Source organism: Stenotrophomonas sp. SbOxS2, assembly GCF_013416715.1.
Lineage (GTDB): Bacteria > Pseudomonadota > Gammaproteobacteria > Xanthomonadales > Xanthomonadaceae > Stenotrophomonas > Stenotrophomonas lactitubi.
In genome coordinates this window covers 50,644-64,783 of record NZ_JAAVXD010000009.1, presented here as the reverse complement: position 1 = coordinate 64,783, position 14,140 = coordinate 50,644, and the positions used below count along the sequence as shown (strand labels likewise).

The window sequence follows — 14,140 nt, the reverse complement described above, 5'->3', positions numbered from 1 at the left end:
GCCCGAAACCGATACAGCGACTTACGCGATGCGCGCCGCTTCGTCGAAGGACAGACGCGGCAGACGGGGGAACAGGCCCGAATCGTCACCGTACCCCAGGTTGACCAGGAAATTCGACTTGATGCTGGTGCCGGCGAAGAACGCTTCATCGACCTTGGCATTGTCGAAGCCGGACATCGGGCCGGCATCCAGGCCCAGCGCGCGTGCGGCCAGGATCAGGTAGGCACCCTGCAGGCTGCCGTTGCGGAACGCGCCTTCGTGGCGGCCTTCGCGCGGGCCGTCGAACCAGGCCTTGGCATCGGTGTGCGGGAACAGGTACGGCAGCTTCTCGTGGAAGTCCTGGTCGAAGGCCACGATGACGGTGACCGGGGCGGCCAGGGTCTTGTTGTGGTTGCCTTCGGACAGCGCCGGTGCCAGCTTGGCCTTGGCTTCGGCCGACTTCACGAACACGAAGCGCGCCGGGCTGCCGTTGGCGGCGGTCGGGCCCCACTTCAGCAGGTCGTACAGAGCGTGCAGCTGTGCGTCTTCAACCGGCTTGTCGAGGAAGGCGTTCTGGGTACGGGCGGTGCGGAACAACTGGTCCAGTGCAGCAGCGTCGAGCGCGTGGGACATCGGTGGATCTCCAGGGCGGCTAAGGTCAGTGCCCGCGGGCGGCGCGGGGCGAAACGTCGATCCGCAGTGTAGAGTGTCGCGACTGTTGCAACACCCAGCAGGATTGAAACGAATTAATGCCAATGGTGAAACGATCGAGCACGCCATGGACGGTCACCGATGGCCGTGCCGGTAATGTCCGCCAGGCGGTCGCGCTGGCGACGGCGCTGCGCCTGGGCAGCCACCGCCCCCTGGTACTGCAACCCCGCGCGCCGTGGCGCTGGCTGTCGCCGCGGCGCTTGCCCGGTGATGTGAACGGCTACGGCGAGGCGTTTGCGTCCCTCGCTGCCGAAGCGCCCGCACTGGCGATCGGCTGTGGCCGCCAGGCCGCCGGTGCGCTGCGCGTGCTGCGTGCGCGCGGCAGCCAGGTGGTGCAGATCCTCGACCCGCGCATCGGTTGCCGCCACTGGGACGTGGTGGTGGTGCCCGAGCATGACGCCCTGCGCGGCAGCAACGTGCTGACCCTGGTCGGCAGCCTGAACCCGGTGGACGATGACTGGCTGGCCTTGGGCCGCGCCGCGTTCGCCAGCTTCAGCACCCTGCCCGGCCCGCGCACGGCACTGCTGGTGGGCGGCCCGACGCCGCTGGCACCATGGGATGAGACGGCGATGGTGCACGTGTTCCAGGCGCTGGCCGAACAGATCCGCAGCGAGGGTGGCAGCCTGCTGGCGACCACTTCGCGGCGCACGCCGCCGGCGCTGGCCGAGATCCTGCGCGCGAAGTTCGCCGACCTGCCGCATGTGATCTGGGGTGATGGCGGCGATGGGGTGAACCCGTATGCCGGTCTGCTCGGCTGGGCCAACCGGGTGGTGGTGTCGCCCGATTCGGTGAACCTGCTGTCCGAGGCCAGCGCCACGCGCATGCCGGTGATGGTGGCCCTGGCCGATACGGCGCAGGGACGGCTGGGGCGCTTCCAGCAGCAGCTGCGCGAACGCGGGCGCCTGCAGCCACGCTGGCTGGACTGGCAGTACGACCGCATCGAACCACTGCGCGAGACCGCTCGGATTGCTGCCGAGGTCAAAGCGCGCTTGGCGTTGGGGTGACGCCGTCCAGCGCTTTTTGAACATTTCGATCCGTCGGCGCAGTTAGAGTCCAGCCTCCCCCTCGGACTGGACGTCCCCATGCGTACCCTGCTTCTGCTGCCGCTGGCCCTGCTGGCGGCCTGCTCCACTACCCCCACCGAACTGGACCCGCTGTCGCACGCCTGCCAGCAGCAGCTGGATGCCTACCGCGAGCAGCCGGCACTGCGTAATCCGCGCAACGAGCGCCCGCCGTTGCCGATCGCGCCGATCAGCGATGCCTGCGACAAGGAATTGCGGCGCAAGGGCGTGGAGCGCTGATTCCAGCGATGCGGGTATGATCGGCGCGCGGGCCTGCCCGCGTCTGGAGCGGTATACATGGAACGTCTGCATCGCCTGCGCTGCGGCCTGCTGCTGTTGATGGGCCTGCTGGCCACCGCGCCGGCATGGGCCGACAGCGGCACCTGCTTGGAGCGCTACCCCAGCGTGGCCGCACAGGCGGCGATGTTCGATGTGGCGTGGACCACGGCCGAGCGCCTGGATGCGCTGCCCGACGTGGACGTGGTGATCGCCGCGCGTGGTGGCCAGGACCTGAGCCGCTACGGCCTGCGCCACAGCCACTTGGCCTTCCTGCTGCGCGAGGACGACGGCCGCTGGCGGGCGATGCACCTGCTCAACCGCTGCAAGACCGACAGCTCGCAGCTGTACCGCGAGGGTCTGGGCAATTTCGTCGGCGAGAGCGGCACCCATACCGATCTGCGCATCGGCGTGCCGCCGCCGGCGTTGCAGCTGGCACTGAAGCGGATGCTGGCAGCACCGGCGATCCAGCCCAAGGCGCTGCACGAATCGAAGTACAACGTCGTGGCCTATCCGTTCGCCACCGACTTCCAGAATTCCAACCAGTGGATCCTGGAAGTGCTCGCCGCGGCAATGGCGCAGGATGAAGGTGGCCCGGTCATCGTCAAGCGCGAACAGGCGCAGCAATGGCTGCGCGCGCAGAAATTCCAGCCCAGCGTGTTGCATATCGGCCTGGGCAAGCGCGTTGGGGCGCGCCTGTTCGTGGCCAACGCCACCACCACCGACCATCCGGCTAGTGAACGTATTTCCGGCAACTACTCGGTGGTGACGGTGGAATCGGTATTCGACTTCCTGCACCAGCGCAGCCAGCTGCAGCAGGAACTGACCATTGCGCACGCGACGGCCGACACTGCCGCCGCTGCGCCCTGACCTGGCAAGGAGAAGATGATGCGCAACCTGCAGTTTTCCGCGTTGGCCGTGCTTGTGTGCGGCAGCCTGTTGTCTGCAGCGCCGGCACATGCCGAGCGCCGCATCGTGATCATCCAGAACAGCGTGCCCGAGGGGCCGAGCCTGGAGATGTCCGCACCGATGGTGGCAGCTGCGCAAGCGGCGGCGGCCAAAGAAGCCGAGGATACCGGCGTGCCTGCGGGCCAGGGCGCGGTGAAGCTGCCGCAGATGCAGGTCAGCGCCATCTCCACCACCGTCGATGGTCGCCGCGAGGTGCTGCTGCAGGACCCCGCCAACCCGCAGAACACCGCGTCCATGCAATGGCCCAAGCGCCCCGGTGACCCCGCTGTGCAGTTCAACGTGGGCCAGACCGTGAACTTCGAACCCGCCGGATCGGGCAACGGCTGGCGGGTGAGCGACAACCAGGGCCGGCCGCTGGAGTACCTGCCCGAGGCCACCGGCCCACGCGACATTTTCGATACGCAGCGCTGAGCCGCTGCTTCTCTTCCCGACCAGGAGGTCACCATGCTTCGTTCCCTGCGCGCCCCCGCCGCCGCCCTGCTGCTCTCGGCCCTGACGGTGCCGACCGTGCACGCCGGTGCTGCCCCGCACATCAACAGCGGCCAGGCCAGCGTGCTGGTCACGTCGCTGATCGTGGTGTCGGTTCCGCTTGCCACCTCGATGGGTTTGGCCGCGCTGTCCAAGGCGCCGTTCAAGGCCAGCGAGCGCAATGGCAAGGTTGCCGAGCGCACCCCGGCGGTGCCGCTGCCGCCGATGGAAGTGAAGCAGGTGGCGACCACCGCCGCTGGCGAGCGCCAGGTGCAGCTGCAGGTGCCGGACAAGGCCGACCAGACCGCGACCCTGCAGTGGCCGGCGATCGAGGGCGATGACCCGGTGGCCGGCTTCGTGGTCGGCCAGCAGGTGCGCTTCGACCCGACCGATGCCGGTGCCGGCTGGACGGTGAAGAACAGCGACGGCAAGGCGCTGGCCTATGTGCCCACGGCCTATGCCGCCGGCGACGCGCTGAGCGAACAGCTGTAAAGCTGAACGGCCGTTTTTGGCTTTGCGGCGGGCCGGGCGGATAATGGGCGATCCCCTTTTTCCCCTGGCTCGCCATGTCCGTGCGTCCTGCGCCTGTTTTTGCCCCGTTGACCGCCCGCGCCCTGGTGCTGGCGGTGCTGGCCATGGGCGCGGTGGTGCTGCTGTCCAACGTGCTGGTGCAGTACCCCATCAATGACTGGCTGACCTGGGGTGCTTTCAGCTACCCGGTGGCGTTTCTGGTCAGCAACCTGATCAACCGCCGCTTCGGCCCGGGCCCGGCCCGCCGCGTGGCGTGGATTGGTTTTGCGGTGGCGGTGCTGCTGTCGGTGTGGGTGGCGACGCCGCGCATTGCGATCGCCTCGTGCTCGGCCTTCATCGTGGCCCAGCTGCTGGACATCACCGTGTTCGACCGCCTGCGCCGTGGCAGCTGGTGGCGCGCGCCGATGGTGGCCACCACCTGCAGCGCTACGGTGGATACCACCATCTTCTGGTCGATCGCCTTCGCCGGTTCCACCCTGCCGTGGGTGAGCTGGGCCGCGGGCGACCTGGCGGTGAAGCTGGCGATCGGCGTATGCCTGCTGGCCCCGTTCCGCGCGCTGCTGTGGAAGATGGCGCCGCTGCGCACAGCGGGCTGACCGCCTCACCGGTAGGTGCCAACCTTGGTTGGCACGATCCGTCAGCGTTCATGGCGCCGGCAACAGCGTGCCAACCAAGGTTGGCACCTACCAACAGCATGCCATCGCACGGTGGATGCCAACAGCAAACCTTCGCCCGGTAGTTGCCAACCTTGGTTGGCACAATCCGTCAGCGTTCATTCCGCCGGCAACAGCGTGCCAACCAAGGTTGGCACCTACCAACAGCAAGCCATCGCACGGTGGATGCCAACAGCAGGCCATCACCCGGTAGGTGCCAACCTTGGTTGGCATCCACACCACCTGCACTCAGGCGAACGGCAGATCCGCGGCGATGCACGCGGCGCTGATCGCCGCACACGCGTCTTCGATGGCCGGCGTCGTCGGCGCCAACCGCGGCCTGCGATCCAGCGTGCAGGCCAGCCCTACCTCCAGCAGCGTGGCGTGCGCGCCATGCAGCGCCTGTGCGGTGGCATCGGGCAGGAATCCCGCCGCTGCCAACGCGTCGATCAACGCCGGCGTGGCACGCGGCTGCAGCAACGCAGGTGTCTGCGCACTGCGCGCCAGCACACCGGTCTGCAGCAGGAATTCCAGATCGACCACGCCGCCTGCGCCCTGCTTCAGGTCGAGCCGTGCGGCATCGCTGCGGTCCAGTTCGGTGCGCATGCGCCCGCGCATCTTCAGCACATCGGCGTACAGCGTCGCGCGATCACGTTCGCGGCCCAGCGTCTGCGCACGTACCTGTTCGAAATCCTGCAGCAGGCTGGCATCGCCGGCCACGCCGCGTGCGCGTACCAGCGCCTGGTGCTCCCAGGTCCATGCGCGATCACGCTGGTACTCGGTGTAACTGGCCAGGGAAGACACCAGCGAGCCCTTGCCACCGTCCGGGCGCAGGCGCACGTCGATGTCGTACAACCGCCCGGCGGCGGTGACCGCAGCCAGCAGCGCCATCACCTTCTGGGCCAGGCGCGCATACCAGCGGCCCGGCTCCAGCGGGCGGGCGCCATCACTCGCTTCCACACCCGCCGGGTGATCGTGCAGGAACACCAGGTCCAGATCCGAGCCGAAACCCAGCTCCAGGCCGCCCAGGCTGCCGTAACCGATGATCGCGAAGCGGCCGCCGACGATAGCGCCGTGCGCGGCGTGCATATCCGCCTCGGCCATCGCCAGCACGGTGATGACCACCGCCTGCGCCAGTTCGGCCAGTTGCCGGGTGCTGTCAACCGCACCCTGGCGGCCATCCAGCGTGGCCATGGCCATGCGGAAACTGAGGGCGAGCCGCGTCTCATTGAGCCAGCGCAGTTGCGATTCGGGATCTTCCACCGGCAGCACCTGCTGGCATTCGGCCAGCATGCCGGCCGCATCGGGCATCGGCCCGGACACGCGCACGTCCAGCAGTTCGTCCAGCAGCAGCGGATACGCGGCCAGGCGTTCGGCCAGCAATGCGCTGCGTGCGAGCACGTCGACCAGGCGCGCGAGCGCGCTGGGCTGCTCGTCCAGCAGCGCCAGATAGCTGGTACGGCGCAGCACTGCCTGCAGCAGGCCGAGCACGCGCTTGAGGGCGGCGTCGGGCTGCGGTGAGCGGGTGGCGGCGTGCAGCAGTGCTGGCAGTACGCGGTCCAGCCGCGCACGCGCTGCATCGGACAGCGACTTCACGCCCGTGCCCTGGGCGAAATCACGCAGTGACTGGTCGGCGCCATTCGCATCGAGGAAACCGGCCTCGGCGAGCAGCGCAGCGTTGCTGCCCTCGGGCAGGCTGCGCCAGTAGTTGGCCAGCGCATCCGGCGCGGCCTGGCCCTTGCGCGGGGCCAGCAATGCGGCGAACTCGGTACTGACGCGCTGCTGCTGCACGGTCAATGCGGCACGCAGCGCATCCCAATCGGCATAGCCGAGGCCGACGGCAATGCGTTCGCGATCCAGTACATCAGATGGCAGCACATGGGTCTGTGCATCGCGCAGCATCTGCAGGCGGTTTTCCAGCCGACGCAGGAACAGGTAGGCCTCGCGCAATGCGGCGCCATCATCGCTGGCGATCTGCCCGGCGGCGACCAGCGCATCCAGCGCGACCAGCAGCCGCCGCTCGCGCAACACCGGCTCGCGGCCACCGCGGATGAGCTGTAGCGCCTGGCACAGGAACTCGATTTCGCGGATGCCTCCGGCGCCACGCTTGATGTCGTCGTGCATCTCGCGGCGCGCGACTTCGGCGGTGATCGCCGCTTTCATTTCGCGCAGGCCATCGAGCGCGGTGAAGTCCAGGTAGCGGCGGTACACGAACGGACGCAGGGTCTGCAGCCAGGCCTCGCCAGCGGCGATATCGCCCGCCACCGCGCGCGCCTTCAACCACGCATAGCGCTCCCAGTCGCGGCCTTCGCGCTGGAAGTACTGATCCATCGCCGCGAATGACAGCGCCACGCGGCCGGCGCTGCCGAACGGGCGCAGGCGCAGGTCGACGCGATGGCTGAAGCCATCGACGGTGGTTTCATCCAGCAGCTTGGCCAAGCGCTGACCGAGGCGGGCAAAGTACTCCTCGGCCGCCAGCGCGCGCGGACCGTCGGATTCACCGCCCTGCACGTAGGCGTAGACCAGATCGACATCGGAACTGAAGTTGAGCTCGCCACCGCCCAGCTTGCCCAGCCCGAACACCACCAGCTGCTGCGGTCGGCCGTTGTCATCGGCAATCACCCCGTGGCGCTGGGCGAACTCCTGCTGCAGGGCGTCCAGCGCCAAGCGCAGGCAGTCCTCGGCCAGCGCAGTCGCACCGGCGAGGGTCTGTGGCACGTCGTCCAGCCCGGCCAGGTCGCGCCAGATCAAGCGGGTCGACATCGCCGTGCGCCAGCGCCGCAGCTGCGCCGGCCAGTCGCCGGGCTGCAGCGGGTCGAGCACCGGCGCCGGCAGTGGCGGGCAGCCCGGCGCGGCCAGTTGCGCCAACAGGCCGGGCTGGCGCACCAGCGTGTCCATGGCGAAGTCACTGCTGACCGCCAGTTGCACCAGCATCGGCTGCAGCTCGGCCGGGATGGGATCGGGCACTGCCTGGGCCAGGCGCGCCAGTGCGCGGTCAACGAGGGGCTGCAGGGTGGCGGGCAATTCGGCGGGGGCGAGGGTCATACCGTGATTCTCGCGGGGTCGGATCCCTTTGCCAACGGCGAAGGGCTGTGACCCGTTGCTGCGATCCTGCCGAAGGTTGCTGGGGTTGCCGGCCAGCGGCCGGCACTACCAATAGTGCAAAACGCGTATTCATACTGGGCGACAGGCAATAAAAAAGCCCGCTTGCAGCGAACTGCCAGCGGGCTCTGCTCCCTCCCCCACGTCGGGATGCAGGGCCATCGTGCGGTGTACGAAAGTACTTTGCACGCTGCACTGCAAAACAAAACTGGCGGGTATGGGAGAGGCGTTGCCGGAAACACCATTCCACGAAGGTAGAACCCCCCGTACGGCAGGGGATGGCCGATAATCGGGATTCCCCCCAGAAACGCTGTCGTCATGACTGTTGATCGCATCGCCAACGCGCGTCTTCGTGACCGCGTGGTCTCCGCCGAGGCCGCAGCCGCGCTGATCCAGCCCGGTGAAACCGTGGCCATGAGCGGCTTTACCGGCTCCGGTTACCCCAAGGCCGTTCCCGTTGAACTGGCCCGCCGCATCGAATCGGTGCATGCCCAGGGCCTGCCCTTCCAGATCAGCCTGATGACCGGTGCCTCCACTGCACCGGAACTCGATGGCGCGCTGGCCAAGGCCGATGGCATCGCCATGCGCATGCCGTTCCAGAGCGACCCGGATGCGCGCAACCGCATCAACGAGGGCAAGCTGGATTACATCGACATCCACCTCAGCCACGTTGCCCAGCACGTCTGGTTCGGCTTCTACGGCGAGATCGATACCGCCGTGATCGAGGTCTCGGCCATCCGCGAGGATGGTTCGCTGGTGCCGTCCACCTCGCTGGGCAACAACAAGACCTGGCTGGACCTGGCCAAGAAGGTGATCATCGAGGTCAACGAGTGGCAGCCGGCCGGCGTCGATGGCATGCATGACATCTACTACGGCACCGCGCTGCCGCCGCACCGCAAGCCGATTCCGCTGGTCAATGCCAACGACCGCATCGGTGAGACCGCGCTGCGCTGCGACCCGGACAAGATCGTGGCCGTGGTGCGCACCAATGGCCCTGACCGCAACAGCCCGTTCAGCCCGATCGATGCGACCAGCGAGCAGATCGCCGCGCACCTGATCGAGTTCCTGCAGCACGAAGTGAAGCGCGGCCGCCTGCCGGCCAACCTGCTGCCGCTGCAGTCGGGCGTGGGCAACATCCCCAACGCGGTACTGGCCGGCCTGGCCAAGAGCGGCTTCCGCGACCTGGCCGCGTTCACCGAAGTGATCCAGGACGGCATGCTCGACCTGCTGCGCGACGGCGTGCTGAGCTATGCCTCGTGCACCGGCTTCGCACTGAGCCCGCAGGCCAACGAGACGTTCAAGGAAAACATCGATTTCTACCGCGAGCGCATCATCATGCGCACGCAGGAAATCTCCAACCATCCGGAACTGGTGCGCCGCCTGGGCTGCATCGGCATGAACGGCATGATCGAAGTGGACCTCTACGGCAACGTCAATTCGACGCACGTGATGGGCACGCGGATCATGAACGGCATCGGCGGTTCGGGCGACTTCGCGCGCAATGGGTTCCTGTCCGCGTTCCTGAGCCCGTCGACGGCGAAGAACGGCACCATTTCGGCGATCGTGCCGATGGCCAGCCACGTCGACCACACCGAGCACGACGTGTCGGTGATCGTGACCGAACAGGGCCTGGCCGATCTGCGTGGCCTGACCCCGCGCAAGCGCGCGCAGGTGCTGATCGACAACTGCGCGCACCCGGATTTCCGCGCGCAGCTGCAGGATTACTTCGACCGCGCCAGCCGCGAGAGCTACGGCAAGCACACCCCGCACCTGCTGCCGGAAGCGCTGTCGTGGCACCAGCGCTGGCTGGATACGGGCACGATGAAGGCATGATGTGAAAAGGCCGGGCAGACGCCCGGCCTTTCTTGTTATGGCGTGGATATCCGATCCTGGACATCCGGTAGTGCCGGCCGCTGGCCGGCTCCCCGCAGCAACGACCGCGCCGGATGCTCGCCTGGCCCAGAAGCTGCCGGCCAGCGGCCGGCACTACCAGCAATCGGAGATCGCTCGCCCGCTCCCTGTAGCGGCCGGCACACCTTCAGGCGGTGCGCAGGCTCGCCAGCGATTCGGCCTGGATGCGCTCGTAGATCTCGAACTCATCGTTCACCGCCGCGCCCAGCGCCTGTTCGAAGGCTTCGCGATTGGCATGTGCAGTGTAGGCGCGCTGCTCGCCACCGCCCAGGTTCGACTGGAAGATGCCTGCTGCACTGACCGGCAGGAAGTCCTCGTAGACGATCGGATCAGCCGTGGCCAGGCCCGCTGCAACCAGTACTTCGGCCGGCAGGTCGGCCACGCGTTCCGGCGCGGCGCGGCCCGCGTCGGTCAGCTGGTAGCGGTAGTAGCCCAGGCCTTCCTGGCGCAGGGTGTCATGGTCATCCGGGAAACTGGCGAACACCGCCTGCAGGCGCTGGCCGTAGTCACCGCCTGTGCTGCCCGCGCCGCCGGCATCGCGTGCCTGCGTCAACAGCTGGTCGTACAGCGCGCGACCCTTCGCGGTCAGTGCCAGGCCGCGCTGTTCGATCTCGCCGAAGCGCGCGGTATGGGTGCCGGCGTCGCCGCCCCCGTTGTCCGGGAAGTGCACGGCCTCTTCCAAGGCCTTGAAGCTGGTCTGCCGCAGCAGGATCGGGCAGGCGCGGCGCGGCGGGCCCTCGATCACCGCCTTGGCGGCCATGCCGTGCTCGATCATCGCCGCCTGTGCAGCGTCGATGTCCAGCGTGCGCGGGGTCAGGTGATTGATGTGCGGGCCACGGAAGCTGACCACGTCGGCCACCAGCCGGTGCGCCTTGTGCAGCGCGTGGTAGGTCGGCAGATCCACGGTGGCGTCGCCATGCCAGCGGAAGGTCTCCAACGCCTGTTCGACGAAGCGCTCGGCATCGGCCTGGGTCAGGCCACCGTCACGCTCGGCCTGCTCGATCAGCGCCAGCGCGTCGTCGGTGAAGATGCGGCGGCGGGCGAGAATCTCGGCCGACTGCGCACGCAGCGCCTCGTCTTCGATCAGCTCCAGGCGCAGCAGCGAGGTGAACACGCGGAACGGGTTCAGTGCCAACGCAGCGGCGGTCAGCGGGCGGAACGCCGTGGAATGCACCGGCACGCCGGCCACCGACAGATCGTAGTAGCCCACCGGGTACATGCCCATCACCGCGAACAGGCGGCGCAGGGTCGCCAATTCCTGCGGGGTGCCGACGCGGATCGCGCCATGGCGTTCTTCATCCAGACGGGCACGCTCGTCGTTGCGCAGCAGCTGCGCGGCCAGCGCCGGGTCCTGCGCCAGGACCTGCGAGTTGATCCGCTCCACCAGTTCCACCAGCGTGCCGTACAGCGGCACTTCGGTGCGGTACATGCGGGACATGGCCTGGGCGAACAGGCGGCGGATCACATCAGGCGAAACGAAAGAGGCGCTCATCAGTCACTCGGTTACGGGAACGGGGAACGGCGAGAACCCGTATTGTCGCCGGAGTGCGCGGCCGCGGCGATACGCAGAGCAACATGAAGAACATCGGTAGCGCCGGGCCATGCCCGGCGGACCCCAGGGCCGCGCTGCGCGCTCGCCGGGCATGGCCCGGCGCTACCGTTTCAACTGGCGCTTCAGGGTGGCATCGAGGGTGATCGGCCGGTCCCAGTGCTCGTAACTGGCGACGATGGCGTGGCGCACGGCGCGGTAATGCAGGTTCTGCGGCTTGGCCGGCATCCGCTTCACCACCTCGGCCCAGCCGCCCTCGGGGTCCTGGCTGAAGGCGCGCACGCTGTCGCGGCAGGCCTGGCCACTGGCCTTGGCCCAGAAACAGGCGAAGTAGATGTCGCCGGCCTGCCACTGGTGGGTGGTGGCCAGCGCGGCGATGTAGCCGCGCGGTACACCGGCGTAGCGCGATACCTCGTCGAGGAAGGCATCGGGGTAGCGCTCGGCGTAATGGTTGATGTCGGCCAGCTGGGTGTCGACCCAGGTGTCGCCGGTATCCACCTCGTAGGTCGCCGAACGTTCGGCGGTCTGCTGGGCCAGCACGATGGCCGGCGCCAGCAGCAGGGACAACAGCAGCGCGCGCAGTGGCAGTTTCATGACCCGATTCTGCCGCAGCCGCCGCGCCGTGTCAGGCCGCGGCAGCGGCCTTGGCCTCGATCGTCGCCAGCGCGGCGGGCCAGTCCCAGGCGGTATCGGCGCTGACCATGCGCGGTTCGTCGTCGGCCACGCCGTGCTGGGTCTCGTGCGCCCAGGTCACCGCGTACGGGGTATGGATGCCCCAGCCGCCGAGGGTGATCACCGGTTCGATATCCGAGCGCAGCGAATTGCCGACCATCACGAACTGCTGCATCGGCAGGTCGAATTCGGCCAGCACGCGGGCATAGGTTTCCGGGTCCTTCTCGGACACGATCTCGATGCGTGGGAACAGGTCGGACAGCGCCGCCACCCTGATCTTGGCTTCCTGGTGGAACAGGTCACCCTTGGTGATCAGCACCACCGGGTACTGCGCGGCGATGGCCGCCACCGACTCGCGTACGCCGTCGATCAGTTCAACCGGATGGCGCAGGGTGTCGTGGCCAATGTCGAGGATGCGCTGGATGTCCTTGGCCTCGATGCGCTGCGAGGTGATCTCGATGGCCGCTTCGATCATCGACAGCGTCATGCTCTTCACCCCGTAGCCGAACACGCCGAGGTGGCGCTGCTGCACTTCCAGCAGGTGGCGGGCGGTCTGGGTGTCATGGACGTCGATGTAGCGCGACAGCAGGTCCAGGTAATCCTGCTCGGCCTTGCGGTAGTAGTCCTCGCTCTTCCACAGCGTGTCGTCACCGTCAAAACCGACCAGGCCGATGGCGCGCGAGGGCGCAGGCGTGGAGGTGTTCATCGTCCTAGGATACAGGCGCAGAGATGACGAAAAAAACCCGGGTGGCCGAAGCCACCCGGGTTGCCCATGCACCGGTTGTCCCGAATTCAACCGTGGATCAGCGGCCCTGGCCTGCGGCCGTGCCACCCGCGCCGGCACCGGCCTGCTGGGCGGCCACGTAGGCCTTGTACTCGTCGGCACTCAGCTGGCCATCCTTGTTGGCATCGGCCTGGTCGAACACCTGGGCAAGGCCCGCATTCACCTGCGCTTCGCTCTTGCTGATGGTGCCGTTGCCATCGGTATCGATGCTGGCCCAGGTCTGGCCACCGCCGTTGGCCTGCGCCGACGCTGCTGCGGCCGCATCGGTCGCCTGGTCGGCCGCCTGGCCTGCCTGTGCCGCCGCCTGCTGGGCCTGCGCCGCTTCGTTCTGTGCATGCGCGGCCTGCTGCTTGGCCGACTGCGCCATCGCCGGGATGGCCAACACGCTGCCGGCGGCGACGATCAGGGCGATCAGGGGCTTGCGGTTGCGAATAGTCATCTGGGGTGTCTCCTGAAGGGTGGTAGTGCGCGGTCGTTGTCTCCGCACGGCACCTACCCTGCCACCGCGTTTCTGAATCGATTTTGCGCGGCGATCGCCGCGAACACGCATGGTTAACCACCCACGCAGACGCATGCGTTAGCGCGGTGGTTAGTGCGAAGTGAGCAGGGAGTAAGACGAGCATTCAGCGCTACCGGATTTAACCGGCAGCGAACGAAAAACCTGCGTCAGTCGACGGTTTTTTCCGATGACCGCGAACTGAACAACACCCAGCCCAATGCAACACCGGAGAGCGCGCCGGCGATTTCCAGCACCACGCGGCTGCCCAGTTCGTTCGGATCGTGGATGGTGGACAGGAACAGGCGCGCATACAGCGGCGACTCCAGCCGCACGATGCCCATGTAGAACAGCTTCCAGGCGTCGATGCCGGCGGAAATGATCACCGCGATGACGCACGACCAGCCGATCGCATGGCCCACGGTCCAGTGCAGCAGGCGGCACAGGTGGTGCCACAGGAAGTACACCAACAGGCCGACCAGCAGGGCGATGAGGCCCGCTTCAAGCGTACCGAGCAGGCCGAAATGCAGGGGAAGGTTCATCGGGCGGGGACGCAGGAGAAGGCGGCCAGTGTAAGGGGTATCGGCAAGGCTGCGCCCTGCACCTGCAGATGCCGAAGCAACGGCAACAGCAGGCATTCCGTGGGGTGGTGGGGCGGTGTCGGAGTGCGGGGACGCCGTAAACCCATCCCTGGGGGCTTGGCAGCCGCATCCATGCGGCGGACACCCCGCACTCCGACACCGCCCCACCTCTGACAGATTCCCGCGATCGGGTAGATCCACGCCATGCGTGGATGAATCTCCATCGAAATCGAATATCTCGACAATTGATCGAAGATCATCCACGCATGGCGTGGATCTACGTGTCGACCAAGGTCGACACCCACCAACAGCAACACAGAACGCCGTTCCGACAGATCGCGGAAATCTGTCGAAGGCGGGGTGGGTCCGGTTGCGGGGGTGTCCGCGGCATGGATGC

14 protein-coding genes are annotated in these 14,140 nt (G+C 67.5%); 7 read left to right on the top strand and 7 right to left on the bottom strand.

Annotated elements, in window-relative coordinates:
* Window positions 1–21: 21 nt before the first annotated feature.
* On the bottom strand, window positions 22–612 hold the full coding sequence (locus HFK18_RS20605) for a malonic semialdehyde reductase (RefSeq protein WP_025878215.1): 591 nt from the start codon (window positions 610–612) through the stop codon (window positions 22–24).
* Between the two features lie 122 nt (window positions 613–734).
* On the opposite strand from HFK18_RS20605, the gene HFK18_RS20600 reads away from it, so the two are divergent.
* From HFK18_RS20600 to HFK18_RS20575, 6 genes are all read left to right on the top strand, one after another.
* A complete protein-coding gene (locus HFK18_RS20600; protein ID WP_180167664.1) occupies window positions 735–1,694 on the top strand; it encodes a mitochondrial fission ELM1 family protein in 960 nt (319 codons plus the stop codon).
* A 78-nt stretch (window positions 1,695–1,772) separates the two neighbouring features.
* The gene (locus tag HFK18_RS20595) at window positions 1,773–1,991 is read left to right on the top strand and encodes a hypothetical protein (protein ID WP_032975596.1); all 219 of its coding nucleotides are present in this window, start codon (window positions 1,773–1,775) and stop codon (window positions 1,989–1,991) included.
* A gap of 57 nt (window positions 1,992–2,048) precedes the next feature.
* Window positions 2,049–2,897, top strand: coding sequence for a DUF2145 domain-containing protein (locus HFK18_RS20590; protein ID WP_180167663.1), 849 nt, complete (start codon window positions 2,049–2,051; stop codon window positions 2,895–2,897).
* 18 nt (window positions 2,898–2,915) lie between these two features.
* Window positions 2,916–3,407 (top strand): hypothetical protein, encoded by a 492-nt coding sequence (locus tag HFK18_RS20585; RefSeq protein WP_180167662.1) that lies wholly within the window; start codon window positions 2,916–2,918, stop codon window positions 3,405–3,407.
* 33 nt (window positions 3,408–3,440) lie between these two features.
* Window positions 3,441–3,956 carry a hypothetical protein gene (locus HFK18_RS20580; RefSeq protein ID WP_099821369.1) on the top strand — a complete coding sequence of 172 codons (516 nt, stop codon included), beginning with the start codon at window positions 3,441–3,443 and terminating at the stop codon, window positions 3,954–3,956.
* Between the two features lie 74 nt (window positions 3,957–4,030).
* Window positions 4,031–4,591 (top strand): queuosine precursor transporter, encoded by a 561-nt coding sequence (locus tag HFK18_RS20575; protein WP_025878224.1) that lies wholly within the window; start codon window positions 4,031–4,033, stop codon window positions 4,589–4,591.
* 306 nt (window positions 4,592–4,897) lie between these two features.
* Here HFK18_RS20575 and glnE read toward each other — a convergent pair whose 3' ends face one another.
* Complete coding sequence (glnE, locus tag HFK18_RS20570; RefSeq protein WP_180167661.1) at window positions 4,898–7,693, bottom strand: bifunctional [glutamate--ammonia ligase]-adenylyl-L-tyrosine phosphorylase/[glutamate--ammonia-ligase] adenylyltransferase; 2,796 nt, start codon at window positions 7,691–7,693, stop codon at window positions 4,898–4,900.
* Between the two features lie 375 nt (window positions 7,694–8,068).
* Between glnE and HFK18_RS20565 the strand changes: the two genes are divergently transcribed.
* Window positions 8,069–9,583: an acetyl-CoA hydrolase/transferase family protein gene (locus HFK18_RS20565; RefSeq protein ID WP_100554564.1), complete on the top strand. Its 1,515-nt coding sequence runs from the start codon at window positions 8,069–8,071 to the stop codon at window positions 9,581–9,583.
* A gap of 205 nt (window positions 9,584–9,788) precedes the next feature.
* Here the strand turns inward: HFK18_RS20565 and HFK18_RS20560 are convergent, their stop codons facing one another.
* From HFK18_RS20560 to HFK18_RS20540, 5 genes are all read right to left on the bottom strand, one after another.
* Entirely contained in the window at window positions 9,789–11,153 is a 1,365-nt protein-coding gene (locus HFK18_RS20560; protein WP_180167660.1) for a VOC family protein, read from the bottom strand.
* Window positions 11,154–11,315: 162 nt separating this feature from the next.
* Complete coding sequence (locus tag HFK18_RS20555; RefSeq protein WP_180167659.1) at window positions 11,316–11,804, bottom strand: hypothetical protein; 489 nt, start codon at window positions 11,802–11,804, stop codon at window positions 11,316–11,318.
* 31 nt (window positions 11,805–11,835) lie between these two features.
* Window positions 11,836–12,588, bottom strand: a complete 753-nt coding sequence (locus HFK18_RS20550) for an HAD family hydrolase (RefSeq protein WP_180167658.1) — start codon at window positions 12,586–12,588, stop codon at window positions 11,836–11,838.
* Window positions 12,589–12,685: 97 nt separating this feature from the next.
* A complete protein-coding gene (locus tag HFK18_RS20545) occupies window positions 12,686–13,105 on the bottom strand; it encodes an EF-hand domain-containing protein (protein ID WP_100554560.1) in 420 nt (139 codons plus the stop codon).
* Between the two features lie 227 nt (window positions 13,106–13,332).
* Entirely contained in the window at window positions 13,333–13,704 is a 372-nt protein-coding gene (locus HFK18_RS20540) for a hypothetical protein (RefSeq protein ID WP_025878234.1), read from the bottom strand.
* Between the last annotated feature and the right edge of the window lie 436 nt (window positions 13,705–14,140).

Excerpts from the sequence above, each read along its gene's own strand:
- HFK18_RS20550 (WP_180167658.1), bottom strand. The coding sequence starts at position 12,588 with ATGAACACCTCCACGCCTGCGCCCTCGCGCGCCATCGGCCTGGTCGGT.
- glnE (WP_180167661.1), bottom strand. The coding sequence starts at position 7,693 with ATGACCCTCGCCCCCGCCGAATTGCCCGCCACCCTGCAGCCCCTCGTT.
- HFK18_RS20595 (WP_032975596.1), top strand. The coding sequence starts at position 1,773 with ATGCGTACCCTGCTTCTGCTGCCGCTGGCCCTGCTGGCGGCCTGCTCC.
- HFK18_RS20545 (WP_100554560.1), bottom strand. The coding sequence starts at position 13,105 with ATGACTATTCGCAACCGCAAGCCCCTGATCGCCCTGATCGTCGCCGCC.
- HFK18_RS20605 (WP_025878215.1), bottom strand. The coding sequence starts at position 612 with ATGTCCCACGCGCTCGACGCTGCTGCACTGGACCAGTTGTTCCGCACC.
- HFK18_RS20585 (WP_180167662.1), top strand. The coding sequence starts at position 2,916 with ATGCGCAACCTGCAGTTTTCCGCGTTGGCCGTGCTTGTGTGCGGCAGC.
- HFK18_RS20600 (WP_180167664.1), top strand. The coding sequence starts at position 735 with ATGGTGAAACGATCGAGCACGCCATGGACGGTCACCGATGGCCGTGCC.
- HFK18_RS20555 (WP_180167659.1), bottom strand. The coding sequence starts at position 11,804 with ATGAAACTGCCACTGCGCGCGCTGCTGTTGTCCCTGCTGCTGGCGCCG.
- HFK18_RS20540 (WP_025878234.1), bottom strand. The coding sequence starts at position 13,704 with ATGAACCTTCCCCTGCATTTCGGCCTGCTCGGTACGCTTGAAGCGGGC.
- HFK18_RS20565 (WP_100554564.1), top strand. The coding sequence starts at position 8,069 with ATGACTGTTGATCGCATCGCCAACGCGCGTCTTCGTGACCGCGTGGTC.
- HFK18_RS20575 (WP_025878224.1), top strand. The coding sequence starts at position 4,031 with ATGTCCGTGCGTCCTGCGCCTGTTTTTGCCCCGTTGACCGCCCGCGCC.
- HFK18_RS20590 (WP_180167663.1), top strand. The coding sequence starts at position 2,049 with ATGGAACGTCTGCATCGCCTGCGCTGCGGCCTGCTGCTGTTGATGGGC.
- HFK18_RS20560 (WP_180167660.1), bottom strand. The coding sequence starts at position 11,153 with ATGAGCGCCTCTTTCGTTTCGCCTGATGTGATCCGCCGCCTGTTCGCC.
- HFK18_RS20580 (WP_099821369.1), top strand. The coding sequence starts at position 3,441 with ATGCTTCGTTCCCTGCGCGCCCCCGCCGCCGCCCTGCTGCTCTCGGCC.